Source organism: Cupriavidus sp. 05N40, from assembly GCF_056397305.1.
The window spans coordinates 32,088-55,131 of the sequence record NZ_JBFTND010000025.1; the positions used below are offsets into that span (position 1 = coordinate 32,088).

The following is a 23,044-nucleotide window of genomic DNA, read 5'->3' on the forward strand; positions in this document are numbered from 1 at the left end:
TCTTCCTTCTCTTGGATCACTCAGCGAATGCCGCAGCGGACTGCAGCCTTGGAGGCAAGTAGACCAGCCGGCGTGGGGGCTCCGCCCACCGACGTTGGGGGGGGATTTCCGCCCGCGCGCCGCGCCGGTGCCGGGCACACCCCCCATCGCCGGTGGGCTGCACGGCCCCGCCGCGCCCGACCATCCCGCTTCACCGCATACGCCGCGAATCAGGCGCGCCAGCCGGCTCCGCCAGGGCGACAGACAGGAGACATCACATGAGAGGGACCGACTTTTCCAGGGCAGTCACGCTGATTGCGGCGGCGCTTGCGCTCGGCGCGCCGCCCGTGGCCGCGCAGGCGCAAACCTGGCCGTCCAGGCCGCTGCGCCTCGTGGTGCCCTTTCCCGCCGGCGGCCCGGCGGACGTGCTGGCGCGCTATGTCGGCCAGAAGCTGAGCCAGGACCTGCACCAGCCGTTGGTGGTGGAAAACGTGCCGGGCATGGGTGGCTCGATCGGCATGCAGAAGGTGGCGCACGCCAGCGCCGACGGCTACACACTGGGCTTCGCCACGGTTGGCGCGCTGACCGTGAATCCGGCCATCTATCCGAATGTGGGCTACAACGCACGCCGCGACTTCACGCCGGTAGCGCAGGTCGGCGAGTACGAGAACGTGCTCGTTACCGGGGCAAACCAGCCTTACCGGAGCCTGAAGGACCTGCTCGCGGCGGCGCGCACGCGGCCCGGCCAGGTGACCTACGGGTCGGCCGGCAATGGCTCGTCGAACCATTTGTCGGGCGCGCTGCTCGCCAGCCAGTCGGGCGTGAAGCTCAACCACATCCCATACAAGGGCAGCGCCGCGGCCCTGACCGACGTGATGGCGGGCAACGTGGATTTCATGTTCGACGTGCCCGTCACGTCGCTGCCGCAGCTCCGTTCCGGCAAGGTGCGCGCCCTGGCGACCACCGGCGCGCAGCGTTCGCCCGACTTCCCCGGCGTGCCGACCGTGGCGGAAAGCGTCCCCGGCTACGTGGTGATGGGCTGGGCCGCGCGCCCGCCGCACTCCGCGCCGACGTGGCCGCACGCCTGACCGGCTCGCTGAAGGCCATCGTCACCGCCCCGGACAGCCGCGAGCACTTCCGCACGCAAGGGTTCATGCCGGCATACCTGCCGCCCGACCGGCTGGGTGAACGCATCGGCGCCGATCTTGCCCGCTGGGAAACCGTGGTGAAGACGGTGGGTGCGGGCGTCGACTGATCCGGCCTGCCCCCCCCCAACGCCGGTGGGCTGGCACCCCTTGCCATTCCCCAATATCGAATGCATCCCGGGAGCCCGCGCAGCGCGACTCCCGACGACTCGCCAAACCAGGACAAGACACCATGGCTGCAGATTTGATCCGCCTGCGCGACGCGCAGCTCCTCATCGAGGACGGCGTTGCCGAGTTCTCGCACCAGCGCCCCGCCGCCCGTAACGCGCTGTCCCTCGACCTGCGCGCGGACTACGCCGACATGATTGCGCGCATCGAGGGCGACCGCAGCGTGCGTGCCCTGATCCTGACCGGCTCCGGCGGCAGCTTCTGCGCCGGCGGCGACCTCAAGTCGCTTCAGGAAGTCCGCGCCAGCACCGACGCGGAGGCTCGCTCACCCGACGCGATGCGCCGCCGCGTGCAGTCCGCCCACCAGTGGATGCAGCGCCTGCGCAACCTGGAGATTCCCGTCATCGCGGCCGTGGACGGCGCTGCTGCCGGTGCCGGCTTCTCGCTGGCGCTCGCGGCGGACTTCATGCTGGCGTCGTCGCGCGCGTTCTTCTGCATGTCGTTCGCCAAGGTGGGACTGGTGCCGGACCTCGGCGCGTTCTACCTGCTGCCGCGCGCGGTCGGCATGTCGGTGGCGAAGGAACTGTGCTGACCGCGCGCCGCGTGAATGCCATGGAGGCGAAGCAGCTTGGCATCGTGCATGCCATCCATTCGCCGGATGACCTCTCGCAGCAGGCGTGGGAGTTCGCCCGCCGTTTCCTCGCCGGCCCGCGCGAGGCCATGGGCCTGAGCAAGCGGCTGCTTAACCAGAGCTTCGAGTCGCAATACGCCCCGCTGGCGGACCTGGAGTGCAGCGCACAGGCGATCGCCGCCGCCGCCCCCTATCACGCCGCCGCCGTCGACGCCTTCCTGGCCGGCGAGCCACCCCGCTTTGACTGGGACCGCCAGCCGGCCCCCATCCATACCGAACCCAAGTAAGGAGACTGCTTTGCAACCGATCCGTACCATCTATCGCGAAGACCATGAGATGTTCCGCACCACGGCCCGCCGCTTCTTTGAGCGCGAGTGCGCGCCGAAGCAGGCCGAGTGGGACAAGGCCGGCAAGGTCGACCGCGAGACCTGGCTGAAGGCCGGCCGCGAGGGCCTGCTCTGCGTGACCCTGCCTACCGAGTATGGCGGCGGTGGCGGCGATTACGGTCACTCGGCCGTGATGGTCGAGGAATATCAACGCTGCGGCCTCTCCGGCCTCAGCATCGGCATGCACTCGGACATCATCGCCCCGTACATCGCCCGCATCGGCAACGAAGAACAGAAGCAGAAGTGGCTCCCGGGCGCCTGCTCCGGCGAGACCATCCTGGCCATCGCCATGACCGAACCGGGCACCGGCAGCGACCTCAAGGCCGTGCGCACCACCGCCGTGCGTGACGGCGACGAGTACGTGATCAACGGCAGCAAGACCTTCATCAGCAACGGCCTGACCGCCAACCTCGTCGTCGTGGTCTGCAAGACCGACCCCACCGCCGGGGCCAAGGGCATCAGCCTGATCGTGGTCGAGACCAACCGTGCCGGCTTTCGCCGTGGCCGCAAGCTGGAGAAGGTGGGCCAGCATGCGCAGGATACCGCCGAACTCTTCTTCGACAACGTCCGCGTCCCGGTCTCCAACCGGCTCGGCGAGGAAGGCAAGGGCTTCGCGTATCTGATGAGAGAGCTGCCTCAGGAGCGCTTCTCCATCGCCGTCGGCGCAGCGGCGCGGCTCGAAGCCGTGCTGGAGCACACGCTTGCCTACGTGAAGGACCGCCGCGCCTTCGGCCAGACCGTGTGGGACTTCCAGAACACGCGCTTCAAGCTCGCTGACATCCAGGCGCAGGCCATCGCCGTACGCCTGATGGTGGACCACTACCTCGGCGAGCACATGCGCCGCAGCCTGACGCTGGAAGAGTCCGCCGTGGCCAAGCTGTATGCCACCGAGACGCTCGGCAAGTGCCTGGACGAGATGCTGCAACTGCATGGCGGCTACGGCTACATGATGGAGTACCCGGTCGGCCGCGCCTTCGTCGACTCGCGCGTGAACCGCATCTACGGCGGCACCAGCGAAGTCATGCGCGAGCTGATCTCGCGCAAGCTCTGATTCCAACAATCCCGCATTCCAGAAGCAAGGAGAAGTCCCATGACACGCAATGTGTTTGTCGCCGGCGTCGGCATGATCCCGTTCGCCAAGCCCGGCATGAGCGCCCACTATGACGAGATGGGTGCGCAGGCCATCGTCCAGGCGCTGGAAGACGCCGGCCTGTCCTACGCCGACGTGCAGCAGGCCTACGCCGGCTATGTGTACGGCGATTCGACCTGCGGCCAGGCCGCGCTGTATCGCGTGGGCCTGAGCGGCGTGCCGGTGGTCAACGTCAACAACAACTGTGCCACCGGCTCGTCGGCGCTGTTCCTCGCCCGCCAGGCCGTGCAGAGCGGCACCGTGGACTGCGCCATCGCGGTCGGCTTCGAGGAAATGCAGCCGGGCGCGCTGGCCAGCCACTGGGGTGACCGTCCGCGCGCCATGAGCCGCACCCTGGAAATCGTCGAGCGGATCCAGCCGGACTGCGATCTGCCAGGCGCCATCCGCATGTTCGCGGGGGCTGGTCTCGCCCATATGGAGAAGTACGGCACCAAGCTCGAAACCTTCGCCAAAATCCGCGCCAAGGCCAGCCGTCACGCCGCCAACAATCCCCTGGCGATCTTCCGCAAGGTGGTCTCGCCCGAGGAAGTGCTGGCCGCACCGGCCGTGTGGGAAGGCGTGCTGACGCGCCTGATGGCCTGCCCGCCCACCTGTGGCGCGGCGGCCGCCATCGTGGTGTCGCAGGAATTTGCCCGCAAGCGCGGCCTGCGCACGGATGTGGTCATCGCCGGCCAGGCCCTGACCACCGACCGGCCGGATGCGTTCGAATCGCCCACCATGATCGACCTGGTCGGCGTTGGCATGACGAAGTCCGCCTCGCAATCGGTGTACGAGCAGGCCGGCATCGGCCCGGAAGACATCGACGTGATCGAGCTGCATGACTGCTTCGCACAGAACGAACTGATCACCTACGAAGGGCTTGGCCTGTGCAAGGACGGCGAAGGCGAGAAGCTGGTCGAGGACGGCGACAACACCTATGGCGGTCGCTGGGTGGTCAATCCGTCGGGCGGCCTGCTGTCGAAGGGGCACCCACTCGGCGCGACCGGGCTGGCGCAGTGCTACGAGCTGGTCCACCAGCTGCGCGGCACGGCCGGCGACCGCCAGGTGCCAGACGCCAAGGTCGCGCTGCAGCACAACCTCGGCCTGGGCGGCGCCTGCGTGGTCACCGCGTTCAAGAAGGTGGCCTGACCCCTGCGCTCACGGACATCAAGGAGACATCGAGATGCTGGACAAATCGCATATCGGCAAGGTCTTGCCGAGCTTCCACGCCACCGCCGAGGCGGGGCAACTGCGCTTCTTCGCCAAGGCCATCGGCGAGACGAACCCGATCTACACGGACGAATCCGCCGCACGCGACGCCGGGCACCCGACCCTGCCGCTGCCGCCGACCTTTCTGTTCTCGCTGGAATTCACCCAGCCGACCACCGCCTGGCGCCAGGAAGTGGGCATCGAGCCGTCGCGCGTCCTGCACGGCGAGCAATCGTTCCACTACCACCGCACGGCCTATGCGGGCGACACGCTGCGCTTCGAGAGCCGCATCGGCGACATCTATGACAAGAAAGGCGGCGCGCTGTCCTTCCTCGTGCGCGAGACGCGCGTCACCAACCAGAACGGCGACCACATCGCCGACCTCCGCAGCGTACTAGTGCACCGCAACGGCTGACAAGGAGACCAGCTCATGAGCAAGACCGACCTCGCCGCCGTCAAGGCCGGCGACACCCTCCCCCCGCTGGCGCTGGCCCCGGTCAACCGCACCATGCTGGCGTTGTTCGCCGGCGCATCGGGCGATCACAACGCCATCCACATCGACCTCGATTACGCCCGCAAGGCCGGCATGACCGATGTGTTCGCGCACGGCATGCTGTCGATGGCCTGGCTCGGCCGGCTGCTGACGCAGTGGGTCGACCAGCGCCAGATCCGCGACTTCAGCGTGCGCTTCACCGGTATCACGCACCTCGGCCACCAGATCACCTGCACCGGCCGCGTGGTGGAGACCTTCGAAGCCGAAGGCGAGCGCCGCGCGCGCCTCGAGATCCAGACCACGAACCAGTATGGCGAGGCGAAGGTCCTCGGCGATGCGGTCGTCGCGCTGTGAAACCCAAATACTGAACAAGGAAATATCGTGGGAAAGCTTGATGGAAAGGTCGCCCTCGTCACCGGCTCCGGCCGTGGCATCGGACAGGCCATCGCACTGAAACTGGCGAGCGAAGGCGCACGCCTCGTCGTCAACGACCTCGATGCCGATCCGGCGCACGAGACGGTCGAGATGCTGCGCAAGAACGGCGCCGAAGCCGTGGCCTGCGTAGGCAGCGTGGCGGCGCCGGATTTCGCCGAGCGCTATATCGGCACCGCGATCAGGACGTTCGGCGGCATCGACATTATCGTCAACAACGCCGGCTACACCTGGGATGACGTGGTCCAGCGCATGACGGACGAGCAGTGGTACGCCATCCTCGACTGCCACATGACGGCGCCCTTCCGCATCCTGCGGGCCGCCTATCCGCACCTGAAGGCGCAGCACCAGGCCGATGTCGCCGCCGGGCGCGAGGTGTTCCGCAAGGTGGTGAATGTGTCGTCGACGTCTGCGCTCAACGGCAACGCCGGCCAGCTCAACTATTCGTCGGCCAAGGCCGGCGTGATCGGCATGACGCGTGCGCTGAGCCGCGAATGGGGCCGGCTGAAGGTGAACGTCAATGCCGTCGCCTTCGGCCTGATCCACACCCGGATGACCGAAGCCGACGCGAAGGCCGGCGCCACCGTCAAGATCGAAGGCCGCGACATCCGCGTGGGCATCAATCCGGAACTGATCAAGTCCCATGCGCAGCGCTGTCCGCTGGGCCGGGGCGGCACGCCGGAGGAAGCGGCGGGCTCGGTGTACCTGTTCTGCCTGCCTGAGTCGAACTACATCACGGGCCAGGTGGTGGCCGTGGCAGGCGGTCCGCAGTAAGGGAGCGCCGCCCATGCACCGGCGGCGGGCCCCTTGCCTGTCAGCCGCCGGTGTCGTCGTCCGTTCCCCAGTCCACGTCGCGCAGGCGCTCCAGCGCTTCGTCGCGACCGCTCACGCCGAGCTTGGCGTAGATATTGGTCAGGTGCCACTTGACCGTCTCCGGCGAAAGGCCGAGCGCCCGCGCGATCTTCTTGGTCGTGATCAACTCCGGCAGCATGCGCACCACATCGGTCTCGCGCTCGCTGAGCGCGGCAACGCCGACGGATGCCGCTCGCTTGCGGGCTCTTGCGTTGTCCGTGGCGGGCTTTGGCGGCAACGCCGCCTGTAGCCGCTCGACGTAGAAGGTCAGCACCGGGTCGAGCGTTTCCTGCCGCGCGATTTCGCCAACCAGATCCATCGCCGATGGCTCGGCATCCAGCAGCCTGCGCAGCAGCCCGAGGCGATGACCGAGATGCAGGGCCGATACGACGTTGGCGCGGGCAGCGGCGGAACGCCCCAGCTTCGCATCGACGACGGCACGCTGCAGCTGCAGGGCGGCGACGTTGTGCATGCGGCCGTGGGCCTCGCAGTGTGCGATCAGCGGATTGAGTATCAGCGCCGCCTGCTCCATGTCTCCGGTCGCCAGCAGCCAGCGGACCGTGGCCCCGCGCAGCGCGAAGTCGGGGCCACTGAAGCGCTCGGCCCCGCTTCGGGGGCGGCGTGCCTCGACTTCCTGCAGGCGCGCCAGGCAGGCCTTCGCCGCGTCAAGCTCTCCCAGCAGCAGGCGCCGCTGGACCTGCACCCCGAGGGCGTAGGCCAGCAAGCGGTCCAGTCCGAGGCCGCTCGCGTATTCCTCCAGGCGATCCAGGTAGGCGAAGGCTTCCAGCCGGTTGCCGGCATGCCAGTGGGCGCCCGAGAGGACGATCATCACCCGCAGCACCGAATCCGGAATTGATACACGCTCCAGCAGGTCGACGCGACTCTCCAGCAGTTCCCGCGCCGCTTCGTTCTGGTTCTGTTCGTACAGCACCTCGCCCAGCAGCGACGCCGCCATGCACGCCGGGTCGTTGCAGGACCGCCCGCGCGCCTCGGCTTCACGCAGTACAGAACGGTAGATGCGCTCGGCCTGCAGCAGTTGACCCTCGAGCGCATGGCTCAGGCCGACCATGCACTGGCCTTGCAGGGTACCCGCCGAGGTTCCCATCAGCGCTGCGCCGTCGATGGTGGGGCGCTTCGCGTCGAGCTGGATGGCGCGCGCGCGCTCATACTCCCCACGCTGCATGTAGATCCACGACAGCAGGTTATTGCAGGCCGCGAGGGTGATGCCGTCGGTCGCGGGCGGCGGCGCCAGCAATTGCGGAAGCAGCGCCATCGCGCCTTCCACATCGTCGCGCTGGACGGCGAGCACGGCCCGCAGGGCCACGAGCGTGAAGCGATCCGCCATGGCCTGGGCGGGAAGATCGCGCTGGAGCGCCTCGATGCCAGCCGCGCAGGCCGCGAAATCGCGGTGGTAAAGGTGCTGGCGCGCCATCCACATGCGCAGTGGCACGCTTGCCTGCACCTGCTCGGGCGGAAGGAGCCGCACCAGGGCGACAAGCTTTGCCAGTTCCCCGCGCGCAAACAGCGAATGCGCACAGCGCTCGGCCAGTTCGGCCGCGCGCGCGGGCTCGCCAGCCTTGAGCGCATGCTGCACGGCCTCGTCGAGGTGTCCGCGGCCCAGGAACCATTGCCACGCCCGCGCATGGATGGCGTGGCGCGTCCCCGTGCTCCAGCTCTGGAAGCGGACCAGCAGCGTCTCGCGCAGCAAGGGATGGAGCCGGTACCAGGTCTCGGCACCGTCCTGCTCGGTCGAGACGATGAACAGGTTGTCGTTCTCCAGCCGCTCCAGCAGGGCCCCTTCTTCCCCGCCCTTCCCTTCGGCATCACGTCCGGTCAGCGTTGCGCATAGCGAGGCGCAGAAGCGGTCGCAGGCGGCGGCTGGCGTCAGCAGTTCCAGTTCGCCCGGCGTCATCCGCGACAACACCTCGCGCTCGAAGTAGGCGGCGAACGTCTGCGAGTCGCGCACGTACTCCCGGATCGTCACATCAAGATCATCGGCGGACAAGGCGGAGCGCTTCTTCTTCAGCGCGACACTCAATAGCTGCAGGCCGGCGACCCAGCCATCGGTCTGCGCGTGCAACCGCCGGGCGGCGGCCGGCTCAATATCGCCGAGTTGCACCCGGAGGAAGCGCTCGGCTTCCTCCGGCGAGAAACGCAGGTCCGCAAGGCCGAACTCCAGCGTCTGGCCGGCCGCGCGCAAACGTTCGAGCGACACGGGCAGCGCCGAGCGCGATGCAAAAGCGAGGTGCAGGTTCGAAGGCGCATAGTCCAGCAACCATTGCAGGGCTTCCCAGATCCGGCTGTCGGTGATGTGGTGCAGGTCGTCAAGCACGATCACCAGTTCGCGGCGGTAGCGGGCGATGCCTCGCACCAGTGCGATCACCGTGCGCTCGATGGCTTCCTGGTCCGTACCGACGCCTTCGAGCAGCATGGCGTCGCGCGTGATCGCCGGGTCGACAATCGCAACACTGGACAGCAGGTAGTCCACCCACGTGGACGGCTCATTGTCGTCGGCATCCAGCGACAGCCACGTGACGTGATAGCCCAGCGGAGTCAAGGCCTGCCCCCATGCCACCAGCGTCGTCGTCTTGCCGTAGCCGGCCGGGCTCTGCAGCAGGAAGCAGCGACGGCGGCGCTCCGCCATCAGGCGCGCCAGCAAGGGCTCGTGCGGCACGGTCTTGCGGCCAATGTGCGGAGGCACCAGCTTGCTGGCGATAACTGGCCTGAGCGTCGCCCTTGGCGATGGCGGCCCGGGCTTCGCGGGAGTCTCTGGCATGCTCGATTGATGCCCCGGATGGGAGGTCGGGGAAGGATGCTTGTGTACGCTGGATTCTACAGCGTGGATCGGGTTCATCCAACACGGGCGGCACTGCCCGTCGCGCGCCCCCCCGAAGGCGGTTGGAACGCAGGCCCACGCAGCCGGTAAGGTCACCGGCAAGGTCATGGACCGATGACGACGGCGCCCGGCTTCGCGAGGCGCTGCCCCGACACGCGCCGTGCGGCGCACATGCCAGCAGATTCCAATGCAGTTGCTCCTCCGCGCGCACACGTCCGTGCGCACCACCATCCGTAACCTCGCGTTCCCATCCACGGCGATCATCTCCGCCGATGCGGGCACGATCCGCTGCAGCCACGGCGCCCGGAGCCGGCTGCTGCGGCCGACCCAGCGCCTGACGCTGCGGCCCTTCACGCCGATCGCGATCGAACTGGGCCATGAGGGCGCCGCCTGCATCGATGTCGCGATGGACGCTCTTGCCCACCCCGGGCCAGGGTCGTCCGCATCCCGACCGCTGACGCGCTGGCTAGCCAGCCTGGTCCTCACCGAACCACTCGAAGACTGGAACCTGGACTGGTTTGCCGGCATTGCCGGCATTTCAAAGGCATCCCTGTCACGACGTCTGTTCGCCGAAGGCTCCAGCTTCCGCGAAGCCGTCCGCGCGCACCGCCTCCTCCGCCTGCTGCTCGACCTCCCTGGCCTGGGGCGGCCCTCCCATGCCATGGTCACCCGCTATGGCTTCTCCGATCGCTGCCAACTCGAGGACGCGGTCTTCGAACAGTTCGGCCTGACCCTGCGTCAGCTCGAACGTCTTGTTGCGCATGAAACCGGATCGCCAGCGGCCGTAAAAACCCTCCCCCCCGATTTCGGTGGCATGCGCCCCCCCGCTGTCGCGCTCCAATGCGAAGAGCCGCCTGATTTAGCGCCGGCGCCGTGCCAGCGATGAAGAGTGCGGTCACATGACTTCCGGCGGGTCGGAGGAGAGCCGGAAGCGCAATAAACAAATTGGACGGAGACCATCTGCAATGAAAAGAACGGCCATTTCCCTGGCGGCTGCCGCGGCGCTGCTTAGCGGCCACGCTGCAGCGCAAACGAGTGTCACGCTGTACGGCGTCATTGACGCCCCGATCGAATATGTCAACCGGGTGGCTGCCGGGCCGCAGCAACAGGGCGGCAGCCGCCTTTCGATGCCAACCAACGGCGGCCTCTCGGGCTCTCGCTGGGGCATGCGCGGCACCGAGGATCTTGGCGGCGGCATGCAGGCGCTGTTCGTGCTGGAAAGCGGCTTCGGCATCGACACCGGCATTGCCGCACAGAGCCGCGCGTTCAACCGCCAGGCCTATGTGGGCATCGGCAGCCAGTATGGCAAGGTAACCTTCGGCCGCCAGTACACGAGCATGTTCGAGGGCGCAGTCAACTTCAGCCCGACCCGCTTCGCGACCCTCTACGAACCCGACGTCTTCATGGCCGGCCTGAACTACCGCGAAGACAATGTGGTGAAGTACACCAACGCGTGGGGCCCGGTCAGCATGGCGGCACACTATTCGTTCGGCGTCGGCGCACCGGCGATCGGCCTCACGCCCATCGCGCTGCCCACCGAAACGCCGGGCCACGCCAGCGACAACGCCGGCTACGGCGCGTCGGTGACGTATCTCGACGGCACGCTGGGCCTCACGGCCTTCTATGACCAGTGGAACCCTGCGCTCGTGTCCGGGCAAGCGGGACGCAGCCGCAAGGCGGGCGCGGCCGCCAGCTACGCTACCGGCGCGCTGAAGGTGATGGCCGGATACCGATGGGCGAAGATGGACTTCGGCAATGGCGCCACCTTCCTGCGTGACGACTACTACTGGATCGGCGCGAACTACCAGGCTACGACAGCCCTCGGCTTCACGCTTGGCTACGCTTACGCCGACGTCAAGACGGTGACGCCGACGGCGACGGCACTCCCCACGAATCCGGCCAATCCATGGCAGGTCAACTTCATCGCCGACTACGCCCTGTCAAAGCGTACCGACGTCTACCTGACTACGGCCTACTCGCACAATGCCGGCCTGAACTTCGACGGCACCCAGGATAGCTTCGCCACTGGCTACTTCCAGACGCCCGGGCAGAAAGGCATGTTCGGCGTCGCCGTCGGCGTCCGCCACGTCTTCTGACCTGAATCATCGGTATCTCCAGCCCTGTCGCCGCCCACTCGCGACAGTGCATTGCGCCCCGGCATCGACCGGGGATTTTTTTGACACGACCGCGCTCGCCATCCTCTCGCGTGGCCAGCACAAAGGACGGGCCGGATAGCGCTGTACCGCGGTTCCATGCTGGCCAACACCAGCGCAATAACTCGCCGACAACACTTTGGCGATCGGGGAAGACCCGGCTGCGAAACCGCGCAGTATGGTTCGCTCCGATTTCGCCGCAGAATGATTCTGTCAGGACCAAGGCAGACCGTTGACCTGCCGCGCGGCCAGTCCCGCGGAGGATCTCGACGCGAGGGCCCCTGACAACTTCTGTCAGACGCATGCGCGGGCGCCAGCGTTGCCTTCGTGGCGGCCTGATACTACGAATCGATAGACGTCCTGCCACGTCCTGCCACGTCCTGCCGTCACAAGGAGCCGCCATGCCGATTGATTTCACGCCCACCGCCGAGCAATGCGACCTCAGGCGATCCGCCAGGCGCTTTGCGCAGCAGGTCCTGTCCGAGGTGGCGCCGGCCACGCACCACCTGCACACACCCGAGGCGCGATTCTCCGCAACCAGGCCTATGTATGCGCAGTTGATCGAGGCGGGCTTCCTGCGGCGCATCATTCCCAAGCCATTCGGTGGCGAAGGGGCCGGCATGCTGGACATGGCAATCGTTGCCGAGGAGTTCTACGCGGTGGATGTCAACGTGCCGCTCACCATGTTTGCCACACTGCTCGGCCTGTTCCCGCTGGTGCTAGCCGGCACGCCTGAACAACACGAGCGCTATTTCGCGCCATTCCTCGCACGGAAAGGCGCCCCGCTGGCCGCACTTGCGAACTCCGAACCCGGCGGCAGCGCCAATTTCTCCTCTCCCGCCCCCGGCGCGGGCGTGCGCACGACGGCGCGCATGGAAGGCGACGAGTGGGTCATCAACGGCACCAAGAAGTGGGTATCGTCGGCGACGGGCTGGGATAACAAGGGCGCGGACCTGCTGTGCGTGGTATGCCGGACGGATCCACAAGCCGATCCTGACCATGCAATCAGCATCCTGGCGGTGGCGAAACCGGGAGAGGGCATCGTGCCCGACGGCTGCACCGAGTCCATGGGACACCGGGCGCACTATACGCCGCAGTTCCGCCTGGACAATGTCCGCGTGCCGAAGGACAGCGTGATCGGCACCGTCGGTGGTGGCAAGGACCTGGTCGAGGCAAGCTTCTCCGGCACGGCAGCGTTGGTCGGGATCATGTCAGTCGGGGTAATGCGGGGAGCGTTTGACTTTGCCTTGCACTTTGCGAGGACAGAGAAGCGAGCGGGAGTTGCCAACATCATCGAGCACCAGGCGGTCGGCTATGCGCTGGCAGATGCAAAGATGGCCATCGAGGCGTGCCGTGCGCTGAGCTTGCGCGCCTGCAGCGCGATAGACGCAGGCGCTCCCGGCGCGCTTGAACTCGCGTTGCACGCCAAGGTCTTCTGCTCGGAAATGGCAGTCCGCGTGATCACCGACCTGATGCGGGTCGTGGGCATCGACAGCTATGACCATGCCCTTCCCCTGGCTGGCATGTTGCAGGATGCGCTGGCCTTCCCGTTGTTCGATGGCGGCAATATGGGCGTGCGGCGCCGCCAGTTGCACGACTTGATGCGCTCACCGGACTACGATTCGCTGTCCGCATCGGGAAGCCGGTAACAGGCAAGATGACGGCCCGGCATTGCCGCAGGGTAGCCCGGAACAAGCCGAAGGAGTGCGGATAACGACATATTGTTCCGATAACCGAGGGACGCCAACCAGGTTAGCGTCGGATTCTCCATGCGGTTGCGCCACCATTCTTCGCCCGCTGTGGCGGTCGCACGGTTTTTTCCGACTATGCTAATTGCTGGTATCAACCGATTTCCAGAAAGCCCGGTTTGCACACTCCCTCGAGATAGCGAGGCTTGCATCGTCTGATTCGGAGGATCCATGACACGATTGCCGACGCCTGCAGTGCTGATGCTTGCGTTGTTGCTCCTGCTTGGCGGCTGCGCCAGCCGGCCGGTCAACCCGCCGATCGCCAACGCCGACCCAAACACCGGCTATCGCTTCCTTACCCGCCCGCAACACTCAACGGACAACGAAAACCTGGTAATCCTGGCCTTCTCTGGCGGGGGAACACGTGCGGCCGCCTTTTCGTACGGCGTCCTCGAGTTCCTGCGCAATACGGAAGTTGTCGGCCCGAAGGGGAACAAGTCTCGCCTGCTTGACCATGTCGCCGTCATCACCGGTGTGTCGGGCGGAAGCTTCACGGCGCTCGCCTATGGGCTCTACGGTGACAAACTCTTTGATGACTACGAACAACGTTTCCTCAAGCGCGATGTGCAAGGCACGATTACGTTGCGCACGTTCAATCCTGCCTACTGGCCGTCCCTGTGGTCGAGCGGCTGGGGCCGCTCGGAACTGGCGGCAGACCTGTATGACGAGATCCTGTTCCATGGCGCGACGTTCGGCGACCTCAATCGCGGAAACGGTCCGTTCATCATCGCCTCGGCCACGGACATTTCCACAGGAGCCCGCCTGCCCTTTACACAGACCACATTCGACGTGCTCTGTTCCGATCTGAGTGCGATCCGGCTTTCCCGCGCCGCAGCGGCGTCGTCGGCAGTGCCGGTGGTGCTCACGCCGATCACGCTCAACAACTATGGCGGCCATTGCGGCTACGCCCCTCCCGGCTGGATCAAGCCGTTTCTCGACGCCAGCGACCCGCCCAGGCCGGCTGCGCGCGCGACCCGCCATCTGAGGGAGGAGGCGGAATTCGGAGACAGCGCCGACCGGCCCTACATCCATATCGTGGATGGCGGCGTTTCAGACAACCTCGGCATGCGTAGCGTGCTGGATTCGCTGGAGATTATGGAGGCGCTGCATCTGATCCGCCAGCCTTCGCCGCTCGACCATACGCGAAGAATCGTCGTCTTTGTCGTCAACTCCCTGTCCACGCCCAAAACAGCATGGGACAAATCGGAATCCCCGCCGGGCACGCTGGAGATCCTGGTGAAAGCCACCGGCGTTCCGATTGACCATTATTCCTACGAGGCGACCGAGTTGTTGAAGGACAACCAGGCGCGGTGGCAATCCATGCGCCGGGTGCGCGAGTCCCGTGCCTTTGCCGCCAACAAGGACGCCGCGGTAACCACCGCCTTACGCACGCCAGACGCGTAGCTGACCAACCGCGCACGGAGGAGGCGCCGGCCGTACCGGCAGGCAAGTAGCGCACCCTGGAAGTACTTCCTCCTTTGATTTCCTCCTTTGCAGTCGCGGCCCCGGGGCAACTTGCTGCCCCGGTCGGCCGATCGGGGCGCGGCCCCATTCCCGCCGCAGATCGCCAGTTTCTGAGCGATCGGCGGAGTCTATCTGGATGCCTTCGCCGTGGTGTAGGCCGTTATCAGGTTCCGGTAGTCCGGGATATGGTTCGAGAACAGCGTGCCCAGCCCTTCGATATCGTTACGCCAATCGCGATGCAGTTCGCACGCGACGCCGAACCAGGTCATCAGTTGCGCACCGGCTTCGGCCATGCGGTTCCATGCGGAATGTCGCGTCACTTCATTGAACGTACCGGATGCGTCGGTGACCACGAACACGTCGTAGCCTTCCGCGATGGCTGACAGCGCAGGAAACGCAACGCATACCTCGGTCACCACGCCAGCGATCAGCAACTGCTTCTTGCCCGTGGCCTTGACCGCCTTGACGAAATCCTCGTTGTCCCACGCATTGATCTGGCCAGGCCGGGGAATAAACGGCGCATCCGGAAACATCGCCTTCAGCTCCGGCACCAGGGGACCGTTCGGACCGTCCTCGAAACTGGTGGTCAGCACAGTGGGAAGCTTGAAGTACTTGGCCAGGTCGGCCAGTGCCAGCACGTTGTTCTTGAACTTGTCCGGCTCGATATCACGCACCAGTGAGAGCAGCCCAGCCTGGTGATCCACCATCAGAACGGCGACGTCGTTCTTGTCCAGCCGCTTGTAGGTCTTGGTCATCTTCAACTCCTGGAGGAAAGTGTTCGGATCAACGTTGAGAATCGAGAGTTTCGTGGTGCGCCAGGACGTCCTGCGCCTTCGTGTAACTTTCGATCAGCAACTGATAGGCGGGGAAGATCCGGGTATAGACATCCGCCCATTCCTGCGCGTCCGGCCGGTTCCAGGTCTGCTGCAGTTCGGAGGCGACCGCGGCGGTATCCATCGGTACTACCCCCGCCTGTACCACGCGGGCCAGCGTGATTTCCTGCGCCATCTTCGAGTARGTGCCGGAGGCATCCACYACGGCGAARACCCKGTASCCRTCMGCSACSGCGCTGATGGASGGGAACGCCATGCASACACTGGTGATCGTGCCGGCGATGATCAGCGACTTGCGACCGGTCTCTCGCACCGCCGCGACGAACTCCGGGTTATCCCAGGCATTGATCTCGCCCTTGCGCGCGACGTAGCGCGCGTGGGGTGCGTTTTCGTGGATCTCCGGAATCAGCGGACCATTGGGCCCTTGCGGCACCGACGCCGTGGTGATGACCGGCAGTTTGGCCAGGGTGGCCATCTTGGCCAGTGCCGCGGCGCGTGCGCGCAACTCGGGCATGGGCATATCGCCCACGGTCTGGAACAAACCACTCTGGTGGTCGATCAACAGCATGGCGGTATCCGAAGGGTCGATCTTCGGAGCCCTGCCGTTGAAGTTGACGGGAGCGCTCATGGTAAATCTCCTGGAACAGTGTTGTTTGGGCATGCCGGAAACGGCCCGGCTGCCGGGCGATGGCGCGTGACGACCTGCCACACGCCAGGAACGGGGTTACATCGGCGGCGGTATCAGTCGACGCTGGCGGGAATCCGCCCGAACTGACCGCTGCGATAGTCCGACAGAGCCTGTTCGATCTCCCGCTGCGTGTTCATGACAAACGGCCCGTAGCTCACCACCGGTTCGTCCAGCGGCTCGCCGGAGAGCAGCAGGATCGTGGCGTCGCTGTCGGCTTCGAGCGTGAAGCCGGTGCCCGCCTGTTCGAGGACGACCAGCTGGGCTTCGTGCGCCGACTGCGTTCCGTTGACCGTTACGTTGCCATGCAGCGCGATCATCAGCACGTTCCGCCCTGAGGGGACCGTGAACTCGGCACCATGCCCTTGCAGCAGGCGTACATCCCAGACGTCGATCGGCGTGAACGTACGCGCCGGCCCGAGGGCGCCACCAAATTCCCCTGCAATCACGCGCACCGATCCAGCGCCTCGAGGTAGCGCAACTTGCGGGATATTTGCGTCAAGCAGCGTCTGGTAGCCCGGCTCGCTCATTTTTTCGCGCGCTGGCAGGTTGACCCAGAGTTGCACCATCTCAAGCGTGCCACCCTGCCTGGCGAACGCCTCCGAGTGGTACTCCTCGTGGAGGATCCCCGCTGCGGCAGTCATCCATTGCACATCGCCCGGGCCGATCTTTCCGCCCTGCCCAGTTGAATCGCGGTGCTCCAGTTCACCTTGATAGACAATGGTGACCGTTTCGAACCCGCGATGCGGATGCTCGCCCACACCGCGGCGCCCGAAGGTCGGCGCAAAGTGAGCCGGGCCCGCGTAGTCGAGCATGAGGAAAGGGCTCGCGCGATTGCCAAGGTTCGCCTGCGAAAAGAGCGTGCGCACGGGGAAGCCATCGCCGACCCAGTGGCCTTGTGGACTGCCATATATACCCAGAACCTTCTTCATCCGATGCTCCTGATTCGTCGGCCGGTTGTCCGGCTGCGGTGATAGGAAGCATAGGCATGCCGCTCGCATACCGGTAGGCAGCGTCGTTTATCCTCTGTGTTCTATCCATAGGACGATGATGATGCCGCGATGCAACAGGACCTGAACGATCTCTTCTACTTTGCCCAGGTGGTGGACCATCAAGGTTTCGCGCCCGCCAGTCGCGCACTCGGGATCCCGAAGTCCAAGCTCAGCCGTCGCATTGCCTTGCTGGAGGAGCGACTCGCCGTGCGCCTGATCCAGCGCTCCACGCGGCGCTTTTCGGTGACCGAGATCGGACACAGTTACTACGGGCATTGCAAGGCGGTGCTGGTGGAGGCTGAAGCGGCACAGCAGGCGATCGACCTGACCCGCTCGGAGCCCCAGGGCATTGTCCGCGTCACCTGCCCGGTGGCCCTGCTTCACGCCAGAGTTGGCGAGATGGTGGCAGAGTTCATGGCTGCGTGCCCCAAGGTAACCGTGCATCTCGAGGCCACCAACCGGCGCGTGGACGTGATTGCAGAGCGCGTTGATGTTGCCATCCGGGTACGGGTACCGCCGCTAGACGACAGCGATCTCGTGATGAAGGTGCTGGCCGGGCGTGCATGGTGCGTGGTGGCGGGTCCCCGGCTCCTGGCGGGCCAGGCCGAGCCGCGGTCTCCCGCGGATCTGGCGCACCTTCCCACGCTTGACCTGGGCCCGGCCCAGTCCAGCCACGTATGGCGCCTGGAAGGCCCGGAAGGCGCCTTCGCCGAAGTGCGGCATGTACCCAGGCTCGTGACAGACGACATGCTCACGCTTCTTCGCGCGGCAACGGCGGGGATCGGGGTTGTGTGCTTGCCGTCCATGTTGATCACGGATCAGCTCAGACAAGGACACCTGGTCCACCTCGTACCCGCCTGGCAGCCGCGGGGCGGTGTCATTCATGCCGTGTATCCGTCGCGCCGCGGCCTCCTGCCGTCAGTACGAGCACTGATCGACTTCCTCGCCGCCCGCTTCGGCGAGATCGACGAGGCATAGTCGTGCGGGCCAGGGCATGTGCGCAGCCCGGGACGCCAGGGATGGCGCATCCGCTTGCGCGCGGTGCCGGGACCGCCGCGCGTCCGGCCTGGAACGCCCTGCCCTGGCCGGTCAGGCGTGGCCAGTGACCTTGGCAATCCTCCGCTCGAACCAGTCGTCGAGCATGGCTTTCTCGTAGCGCAGCCGGTCCGAGTAGCCGTACAGATTGACGCCCCAGTTGAAGTTCATGTTGGACATGCGCTCCTCGCCGCTGGCGACGACCTCGTCGCCATGCTTGAGCACATACCTGACCTTCATGCGCGGCCATGTGGCGTCGCGAATCACCCGGATCTGCGACGCGTAGCGCCAGTCGACATAGCCGGCCAGGTCGATGTCGAGCACCTCGATCGTGAGCGCGTAGCCTTCGGGAAGCGAGCGGGCGGCGAGCCGGGCCAGATGCTGGTTGATTTCCTCAAGCACCTGGCGGTCGCTGCCGTATCCCTGCGACCATGAGGCATCGGTATAGGTCTCGGGATGGATGAACGTCACGGCCAGCGTGCCGGACGGATGAGCGGCGGCGCCGGCGAACGCCGGCAGCCCCAGCGCCAAGATCGCGGCCAGCGCTGAAACGGTGTTCCTGAGCATGGCACCTGCCTCGCTTCTGGTCAGCACGGCTGGCAATACCGAACAGATGACGGCCATCCTGCGCCCGGCGTCCAGCCGGCGAGGCCGGGCTGCCTTCAGGATAGACCACGGCGCGGCGGCAGGCACCGGCGCCATGGATATGGCGTGGAGCGTGCCAGATTGCATGGGTGTCCCTCTGGTACCGCCAAACCCGCTTAGTTCCTGACAGCCAGCCGCACCGGCCCGTCCTCGGCCCGGCGGGAAGCGCTGGGGTGCAGGCGTGTTCCGGTCACGAAGTAGCCGTGCAGATCGTGCGCAAAACGGTTGAGCTTGCTGATCACGCCTTTGTTGCCACGGCTCAGCGCGTTGTAGCCCAGCACGGCGGGAATGGCCACGGCCAGGCCGAATGCGGTCATGATCAAGGCCTCGCCAACGGGGCCGGCCACCTTGTCTACCGTCGGGATGCCCGACGCACCAATGCCGATCAGCGCGTGATAGATCCCCCATACGGTGCCGAACAGACCCACGAACGGTGCGGTGGAGCCTACCGATGCCAGGATGGCAAGGCCCGCCTGCATACGGGCCACGGCTTCTTCGATCGACATCTTCAGCGAGCGGGTCAGCCAGTCCGAGATATCCAGTTGGGCATGCAGTTGCGGCTGGTGTGCGTGGTGGCGCTGCATGGCGTCCTTGCCGGCCAGGGCGAGCGCGCGGAAGGGATTGACTTGGCCGGCGCCCAGCGTGTCCAGCGCGTGGTCGAAATCGTCCGCGTGCCAGAAGCGCCCTTCTGCGTCATGCACATTCTTCCTGAGGCGAACCAGATCGCACGCCTTGCTGAGAATCACGATCCACGACAGCAGTGACATTGCGAGCAGAACAATGGCGGCCGCGCGTATGACGAAGTCGCCTTGCGACCAGAGGTGGAAGATTCCAACGTTCTGCATGGTGATTCCTGGTGGCATGAGGCGGCGGCGATACGTCGGGCGAAGTGTCGCCACGCACGGTGACCTGAGGCAGCATGGCCGCCGATGCCGGCGCGGATGGCGTACCGGATGGCTCCGTGGCCTCTGCCGGCTGGGCGTACGCAACAGGGGCGGCGCTTCCGATACGCACGACAATGGTGATGCGTTGTGCGCGCGTCTTCGGGAGCAAGCGGGGGGCGAGAACAGGAACGGCGAAGGCGGGCATTGGCTCCTCCCAGCTCGCGGATGCTCGGCAGGCGATACATGCGGCTAAGTCTAGTTGATGGCGCCGTCAATTACTGATGATTGTCATAATCATTCGCATCACGCAAACGACCGTCGCCAACTGTCTCGTGCTCGCCTGCTTGCTGCCGTGCCACATGCGCCTGGGCAGCCCCCGGCACCAGGCAGAGCCAGGACGGTTGCAAGCCCGCGCACAACGTGCGCGTGTTGTCAGTGGGTAATTCTCTGGGGCGTTAATTGCGTTCTCTGGCGCCGACAGCGTCGATGCGCGGACGAGTCCTGGCACTGGCTCCCGGTGCGGGCGGCGCACCGTCTGCAGACGTCAGCCCCCGAAGCGGATCGGGTCGTACGGGCGGGGATCGATATAGGGTGGCACGCCGTCGAGCAGTTCGGCGATCAGGCGCGCCGTGACCGGGCCCAGCGTGAAGCCCTGATGGGCGTGCCCGAAATTGAACCACAACCCACGATGGCGTGGCGCCCTGCCCACGACGGGCTTCATGTCGGCAACGCACGGCCGGGCGCCGAGCCAGGGCGTGTCCTCTACCGGCGCGCCGAGCCGGACCAGCTCGCGGGCGTAGCGCTCGGCGCGCTGCAACTGGACGGGGGTCGGCGGCGCTTCGTGGTGGGCGAACTCAGCCCCCGTGGTCAGGCGCAAGCCGCGCTGCATCGGCGCCAGCATCAGGCCATGCTCGGCATCGAGCAGCGGCAGCTCCGGCATCGATTCGACCGCATAGTGGCGGTGATATCCGCGCTTCACGAACAGCGGAAAACGATAGCCGAGAGGCCTGGTCAAGGCTGGCGCCCAAGGGCCTAGCGTGATCACGGCATGCGCCGCCGTGAGGGGGCCGTCTTCGGTTGCCACGGTCCAGCCGGTGCCGGCCGGCTTCAGCGTGGTGGCGTCGCCGCGGCGGACGATGCCGCCCTCTTTCTCGAACAGTGTGACGTAGCGGCTGACCAGCTCGCCGGGGTCGGCGATGGTCCAGGGATCGCGCCAGTGGATCGCGCCGGCCATCGTCCCGTGCAGCGCCGGCTCGGCAGCGGCAAGCCCGGCCCGGTCGAGGATGCGGCAATCGAGCCCGTGCTCGCGCGCGACCGCGCTCGCGGCGCGCGCCGCATGGTCGAATGGCGAGTTGCTGCGATAAGCCTGCAGCCACCCTGACTTGCGCACAAGGTCCTGCGCGCCGGCCAGCGCGATGAGCCTGTCGTGCTCGGTGAGGCAGTGGCGAATCAGCGCGCTGTAGGCTGTCACCGTGCCCGCATACCGCTTGGGCGCGGACTCGCGCCAGTAGCGGGCCAGCGTCGGCAGCAGGCCCGCGAGCGCGCCGGGGTGGTAGTGGACATCGTTGCCCTGGCGGGTGATCACGCGAAGGACGGCCATCCATTCGCGCGGAAAAGCATAGGGTTGAACCGCTTCGCGCTGGATGATGCCCGCGTTGCCATATGACGTTTCCCTGCCGGGCGCCTGCCGGTCGACCAGCACGACCGCATGCCCGCGCTGGCGCAGCGCGACTGCCGTGCACACGCCGACCATGCCGGCGCCAAGTACCACGATGTCCGTTGTCATGCCGGTAGTCCGTGTTTCAGGAGCGGGTCGCGGCGACCACCGAGATTTCGAGGCGGGCCGGCAGCACCAGGTCGCAGCAGACCGTGGTGCGGACCGGCAGCGGATCCTGGAAATGCTCGCGATACGCCTGGTTGAACCCCGCGAAATCCGTCTTGTCGGTGAGATAGACCGTTGCCGAGACCACATCGCCGAGCGTCAGGCCGGCCTCTTCAAGCGTAGCCGCGATCCGCGCGAGCACCAGGTGCGTCTGGGCCTCGATGCCCTCGGGAATGCTGCCGTTGGCCTCGAGCGGCAACTCGCCGGAGAGGAAGGCGAGGCCGTTGGCGATGCGGATCTTGGAAAAGGGCAGATTTGCGATCTGGGTCATGGCGAGCCGTAGGGGTAGCAGGAGGGAGAGAATCCGTGCCCCGATTCTCCACGCTGGCCCGGCTAAACGGAATATGCGTCGCGAGCAATTAATCGAATAAATGATTGCCGATAAGGCAATCATTCACCGCTCACGCCGTGATGGCCTCCGTCAGGTGCTGGACGAAGGCCCGCCCCGCGGGCGGCAGGTTTCGCTTGGCCAGGGTCTGGATCTCGATATAGCGCTCGTTCAGCTCCCGGTCGCGCAACGGCACGGCGGCGACGGTGCCGGCCTTCAGGCGGCCCCGCACGGAAAGCTCGCCGTAGAAAGTGATGACATCGCCCCCCGCTGCCGCGAATCCGGCCAGCGAGTCCAGATGGTTGCTGGAAAAGACGGTCTGGTAGCGCAGGCCCTGGCGACTGCAGCTGGTGTCGAGCAACTGCCGCAGCGAGCTGTCCTTGGGCGGCAGCGCGAGCGGATATTCGACGACCTGCGACAGTGAAATCTGGCGCTGTCCAGCCAGCGGATGGCCGGGCGCCATGATGGCGAGCACGGGGGCCGGATGACGCAGCTCCACTTCGATCTCCGGCTCGGGAAGCCCGCTCAGCGTGATGCCCACGTCGGCCTCGCCATCGCGGATGCGCCGGGCAATGTCGCCTTGCGGGCAGACGTCGAGGTCGAAGCGGATCCCGACGTACTTTTCCCTGAAGCTCGCCGCCAGCAACGGAATGAATTCGTGCGCGATGCCCTCCACGCTCGCCAGCCGCACCCGCCCCACGCGCAAGCCGCGCAGCGCCTGGATATCGCCCGCCACGCGGTCGATGTCCTGTTGCGTGCGCTTGGCGTGTGCCGCCAGCAACTCTCCTGCCGCATTGGGGACCAGCCCCCTCGCCCGCCGGTCGAACAACAGGGTATCGAGCTCGCTTTCCAGCTTGGCGATCTGCCGGCTCACCGCCGACGGCGCGACGTTCAGCTTCAGGGCAGCGTCCTTGACCGTGCCGGTGCGCACCACCTCGAGAAAGTAGCGCACGGCGGTTTCCTGCAGGATGCGGTAGGACATGGGGGCGCCTCGGCGCAAATGAACAGGGATGCGGTCAATTCTACGGATTGCCGATTTGGCAATCAATAGTTCTAAACATTGCTACGATTTCATTCCAACTTGATCGTACGATGATGGTGTTACCCGGCGCACCGCTGTCGCGCGTCGCTTACC

At 66.1% G+C, this 23,044-nt stretch carries 23 protein-coding genes; 14 read left to right on the forward strand and 9 right to left on the reverse strand.

Annotated elements, in window-relative coordinates:
- Positions 1-257 precede the first annotated feature (257 nt).
- The 9 genes from AC1DO7_RS08280 to AC1DO7_RS08320 all read left to right on the forward strand — a co-directional run bounded on the left by AC1DO7_RS08280 (position 258) and on the right by AC1DO7_RS08320 (position 6,346).
- Positions 258-1,067 carry a Bug family tripartite tricarboxylate transporter substrate binding protein gene (locus AC1DO7_RS08280; protein ID WP_441619715.1) on the forward strand — a complete coding sequence of 270 codons (810 nt, stop codon included), beginning with the start codon at positions 258-260 and terminating at the stop codon, positions 1,065-1,067.
- The gene (locus tag AC1DO7_RS08285) at positions 1,052-1,234 is read left to right on the forward strand and encodes a hypothetical protein (protein WP_441619717.1); all 183 of its coding nucleotides are present in this window, start codon (positions 1,052-1,054) and stop codon (positions 1,232-1,234) included. Before AC1DO7_RS08280 ends, AC1DO7_RS08285 begins: the two co-directional genes overlap by 16 nt.
- Positions 1,235-1,356: 122 nt before the next feature.
- A complete protein-coding gene (locus tag AC1DO7_RS08290; protein WP_441619719.1) occupies positions 1,357-1,884 on the forward strand; it encodes an enoyl-CoA hydratase/isomerase family protein in 528 nt (175 codons plus the stop codon).
- Entirely contained in the window at positions 1,878-2,210 is a 333-nt protein-coding gene (locus AC1DO7_RS08295; RefSeq protein ID WP_441619721.1) for an enoyl-CoA hydratase/isomerase family protein, read from the forward strand. Before AC1DO7_RS08290 ends, AC1DO7_RS08295 begins: the two co-directional genes overlap by 7 nt.
- Before the next feature lie 10 nt (positions 2,211-2,220).
- On the forward strand, positions 2,221-3,360 hold the full coding sequence (locus tag AC1DO7_RS08300; RefSeq protein ID WP_441619723.1) for an acyl-CoA dehydrogenase family protein: 1,140 nt from the start codon (positions 2,221-2,223) through the stop codon (positions 3,358-3,360).
- Between the two features lie 39 nt (positions 3,361-3,399).
- The gene (locus AC1DO7_RS08305) at positions 3,400-4,587 is read left to right on the forward strand and encodes a lipid-transfer protein (protein WP_441619725.1); all 1,188 of its coding nucleotides are present in this window, start codon (positions 3,400-3,402) and stop codon (positions 4,585-4,587) included.
- A gap of 34 nt (positions 4,588-4,621) precedes the next feature.
- The gene (locus AC1DO7_RS08310; RefSeq protein ID WP_441619727.1) at positions 4,622-5,062 is read left to right on the forward strand and encodes a MaoC family dehydratase N-terminal domain-containing protein; all 441 of its coding nucleotides are present in this window, start codon (positions 4,622-4,624) and stop codon (positions 5,060-5,062) included.
- A 15-nt stretch (positions 5,063-5,077) separates the two neighbouring features.
- Positions 5,078-5,494 (forward strand): MaoC family dehydratase, encoded by a 417-nt coding sequence (locus AC1DO7_RS08315; protein ID WP_441619729.1) that lies wholly within the window; start codon positions 5,078-5,080, stop codon positions 5,492-5,494.
- Between the two features lie 27 nt (positions 5,495-5,521).
- Entirely contained in the window at positions 5,522-6,346 is an 825-nt protein-coding gene (locus tag AC1DO7_RS08320) for an SDR family NAD(P)-dependent oxidoreductase (protein WP_441619730.1), read from the forward strand.
- Positions 6,347-6,386: 40 nt separating this feature from the next.
- Here AC1DO7_RS08320 and AC1DO7_RS08325 read toward each other — a convergent pair whose 3' ends face one another.
- On the reverse strand, positions 6,387-9,200 hold the full coding sequence (locus tag AC1DO7_RS08325; protein WP_441619732.1) for a winged helix-turn-helix domain-containing protein: 2,814 nt from the start codon (positions 9,198-9,200) through the stop codon (positions 6,387-6,389).
- A 247-nt stretch (positions 9,201-9,447) separates the two neighbouring features.
- Here AC1DO7_RS08325 and AC1DO7_RS08330 point away from each other — a divergent pair, with 247 nt between their 5' ends.
- The 4 genes from AC1DO7_RS08330 to AC1DO7_RS08345 all read left to right on the forward strand — a co-directional run bounded on the left by AC1DO7_RS08330 (position 9,448) and on the right by AC1DO7_RS08345 (position 14,565).
- Positions 9,448-10,146, forward strand: coding sequence for a hypothetical protein (locus AC1DO7_RS08330; protein WP_441619734.1), 699 nt, complete (start codon positions 9,448-9,450; stop codon positions 10,144-10,146).
- A gap of 79 nt (positions 10,147-10,225) precedes the next feature.
- The gene (locus AC1DO7_RS08335) at positions 10,226-11,356 is read left to right on the forward strand and encodes a porin (RefSeq protein WP_441619736.1); all 1,131 of its coding nucleotides are present in this window, start codon (positions 10,226-10,228) and stop codon (positions 11,354-11,356) included.
- 458 nt (positions 11,357-11,814) lie between these two features.
- Positions 11,815-13,062, forward strand: a complete 1,248-nt coding sequence (locus AC1DO7_RS08340) for an acyl-CoA dehydrogenase family protein (RefSeq protein ID WP_441619842.1) — start codon at positions 11,815-11,817, stop codon at positions 13,060-13,062.
- A gap of 270 nt (positions 13,063-13,332) precedes the next feature.
- Positions 13,333-14,565 carry a patatin-like phospholipase family protein gene (locus AC1DO7_RS08345; RefSeq protein ID WP_477115990.1) on the forward strand — a complete coding sequence of 411 codons (1,233 nt, stop codon included), beginning with the start codon at positions 13,333-13,335 and terminating at the stop codon, positions 14,563-14,565.
- 188 nt (positions 14,566-14,753) lie between these two features.
- On the opposite strand, the gene ycaC is transcribed toward AC1DO7_RS08345, so the two are convergent.
- The 3 genes from ycaC to AC1DO7_RS08360 all read right to left on the reverse strand — a co-directional run bounded on the left by ycaC (position 14,754) and on the right by AC1DO7_RS08360 (position 17,075).
- On the reverse strand, positions 14,754-15,380 hold the full coding sequence (ycaC, locus tag AC1DO7_RS08350; protein WP_441619740.1) for an isochorismate family cysteine hydrolase YcaC: 627 nt from the start codon (positions 15,378-15,380) through the stop codon (positions 14,754-14,756).
- 28 nt (positions 15,381-15,408) lie between these two features.
- A complete protein-coding gene (locus AC1DO7_RS08355) occupies positions 15,409-16,086 on the reverse strand; it encodes an isochorismatase family protein (RefSeq protein WP_441619742.1) in 678 nt (225 codons plus the stop codon).
- Positions 16,087-16,199: 113 nt separating this feature from the next.
- Positions 16,200-17,075, reverse strand: coding sequence for a pirin family protein (locus AC1DO7_RS08360; RefSeq protein WP_441619744.1), 876 nt, complete (start codon positions 17,073-17,075; stop codon positions 16,200-16,202).
- Between the two features lie 129 nt (positions 17,076-17,204).
- Between AC1DO7_RS08360 and AC1DO7_RS08365 the strand changes: the two genes are divergently transcribed.
- Positions 17,205-18,113: a LysR family transcriptional regulator gene (locus AC1DO7_RS08365; protein WP_441619746.1), complete on the forward strand. Its 909-nt coding sequence runs from the start codon at positions 17,205-17,207 to the stop codon at positions 18,111-18,113.
- 111 nt (positions 18,114-18,224) lie between these two features.
- On the opposite strand, the gene AC1DO7_RS08370 is transcribed toward AC1DO7_RS08365, so the two are convergent.
- The 5 genes from AC1DO7_RS08370 to AC1DO7_RS08390 all read right to left on the reverse strand — a co-directional run bounded on the left by AC1DO7_RS08370 (position 18,225) and on the right by AC1DO7_RS08390 (position 22,891).
- On the reverse strand, positions 18,225-18,737 hold the full coding sequence (locus tag AC1DO7_RS08370; protein WP_441619748.1) for a DUF3016 domain-containing protein: 513 nt from the start codon (positions 18,735-18,737) through the stop codon (positions 18,225-18,227).
- Between the two features lie 194 nt (positions 18,738-18,931).
- A complete protein-coding gene (locus tag AC1DO7_RS08375; protein ID WP_441619750.1) occupies positions 18,932-19,660 on the reverse strand; it encodes a MotA/TolQ/ExbB proton channel family protein in 729 nt (242 codons plus the stop codon).
- Between the two features lie 583 nt (positions 19,661-20,243).
- Positions 20,244-21,485 carry an NAD(P)/FAD-dependent oxidoreductase gene (locus tag AC1DO7_RS08380; RefSeq protein WP_441619752.1) on the reverse strand — a complete coding sequence of 414 codons (1,242 nt, stop codon included), beginning with the start codon at positions 21,483-21,485 and terminating at the stop codon, positions 20,244-20,246.
- 16 nt (positions 21,486-21,501) lie between these two features.
- Positions 21,502-21,852: a RidA family protein gene (locus AC1DO7_RS08385; protein WP_441619753.1), complete on the reverse strand. Its 351-nt coding sequence runs from the start codon at positions 21,850-21,852 to the stop codon at positions 21,502-21,504.
- 130 nt (positions 21,853-21,982) lie between these two features.
- On the reverse strand, positions 21,983-22,891 hold the full coding sequence (locus AC1DO7_RS08390) for a LysR family transcriptional regulator (protein WP_441619755.1): 909 nt from the start codon (positions 22,889-22,891) through the stop codon (positions 21,983-21,985).
- Between the last annotated feature and the right edge of the window lie 153 nt (positions 22,892-23,044).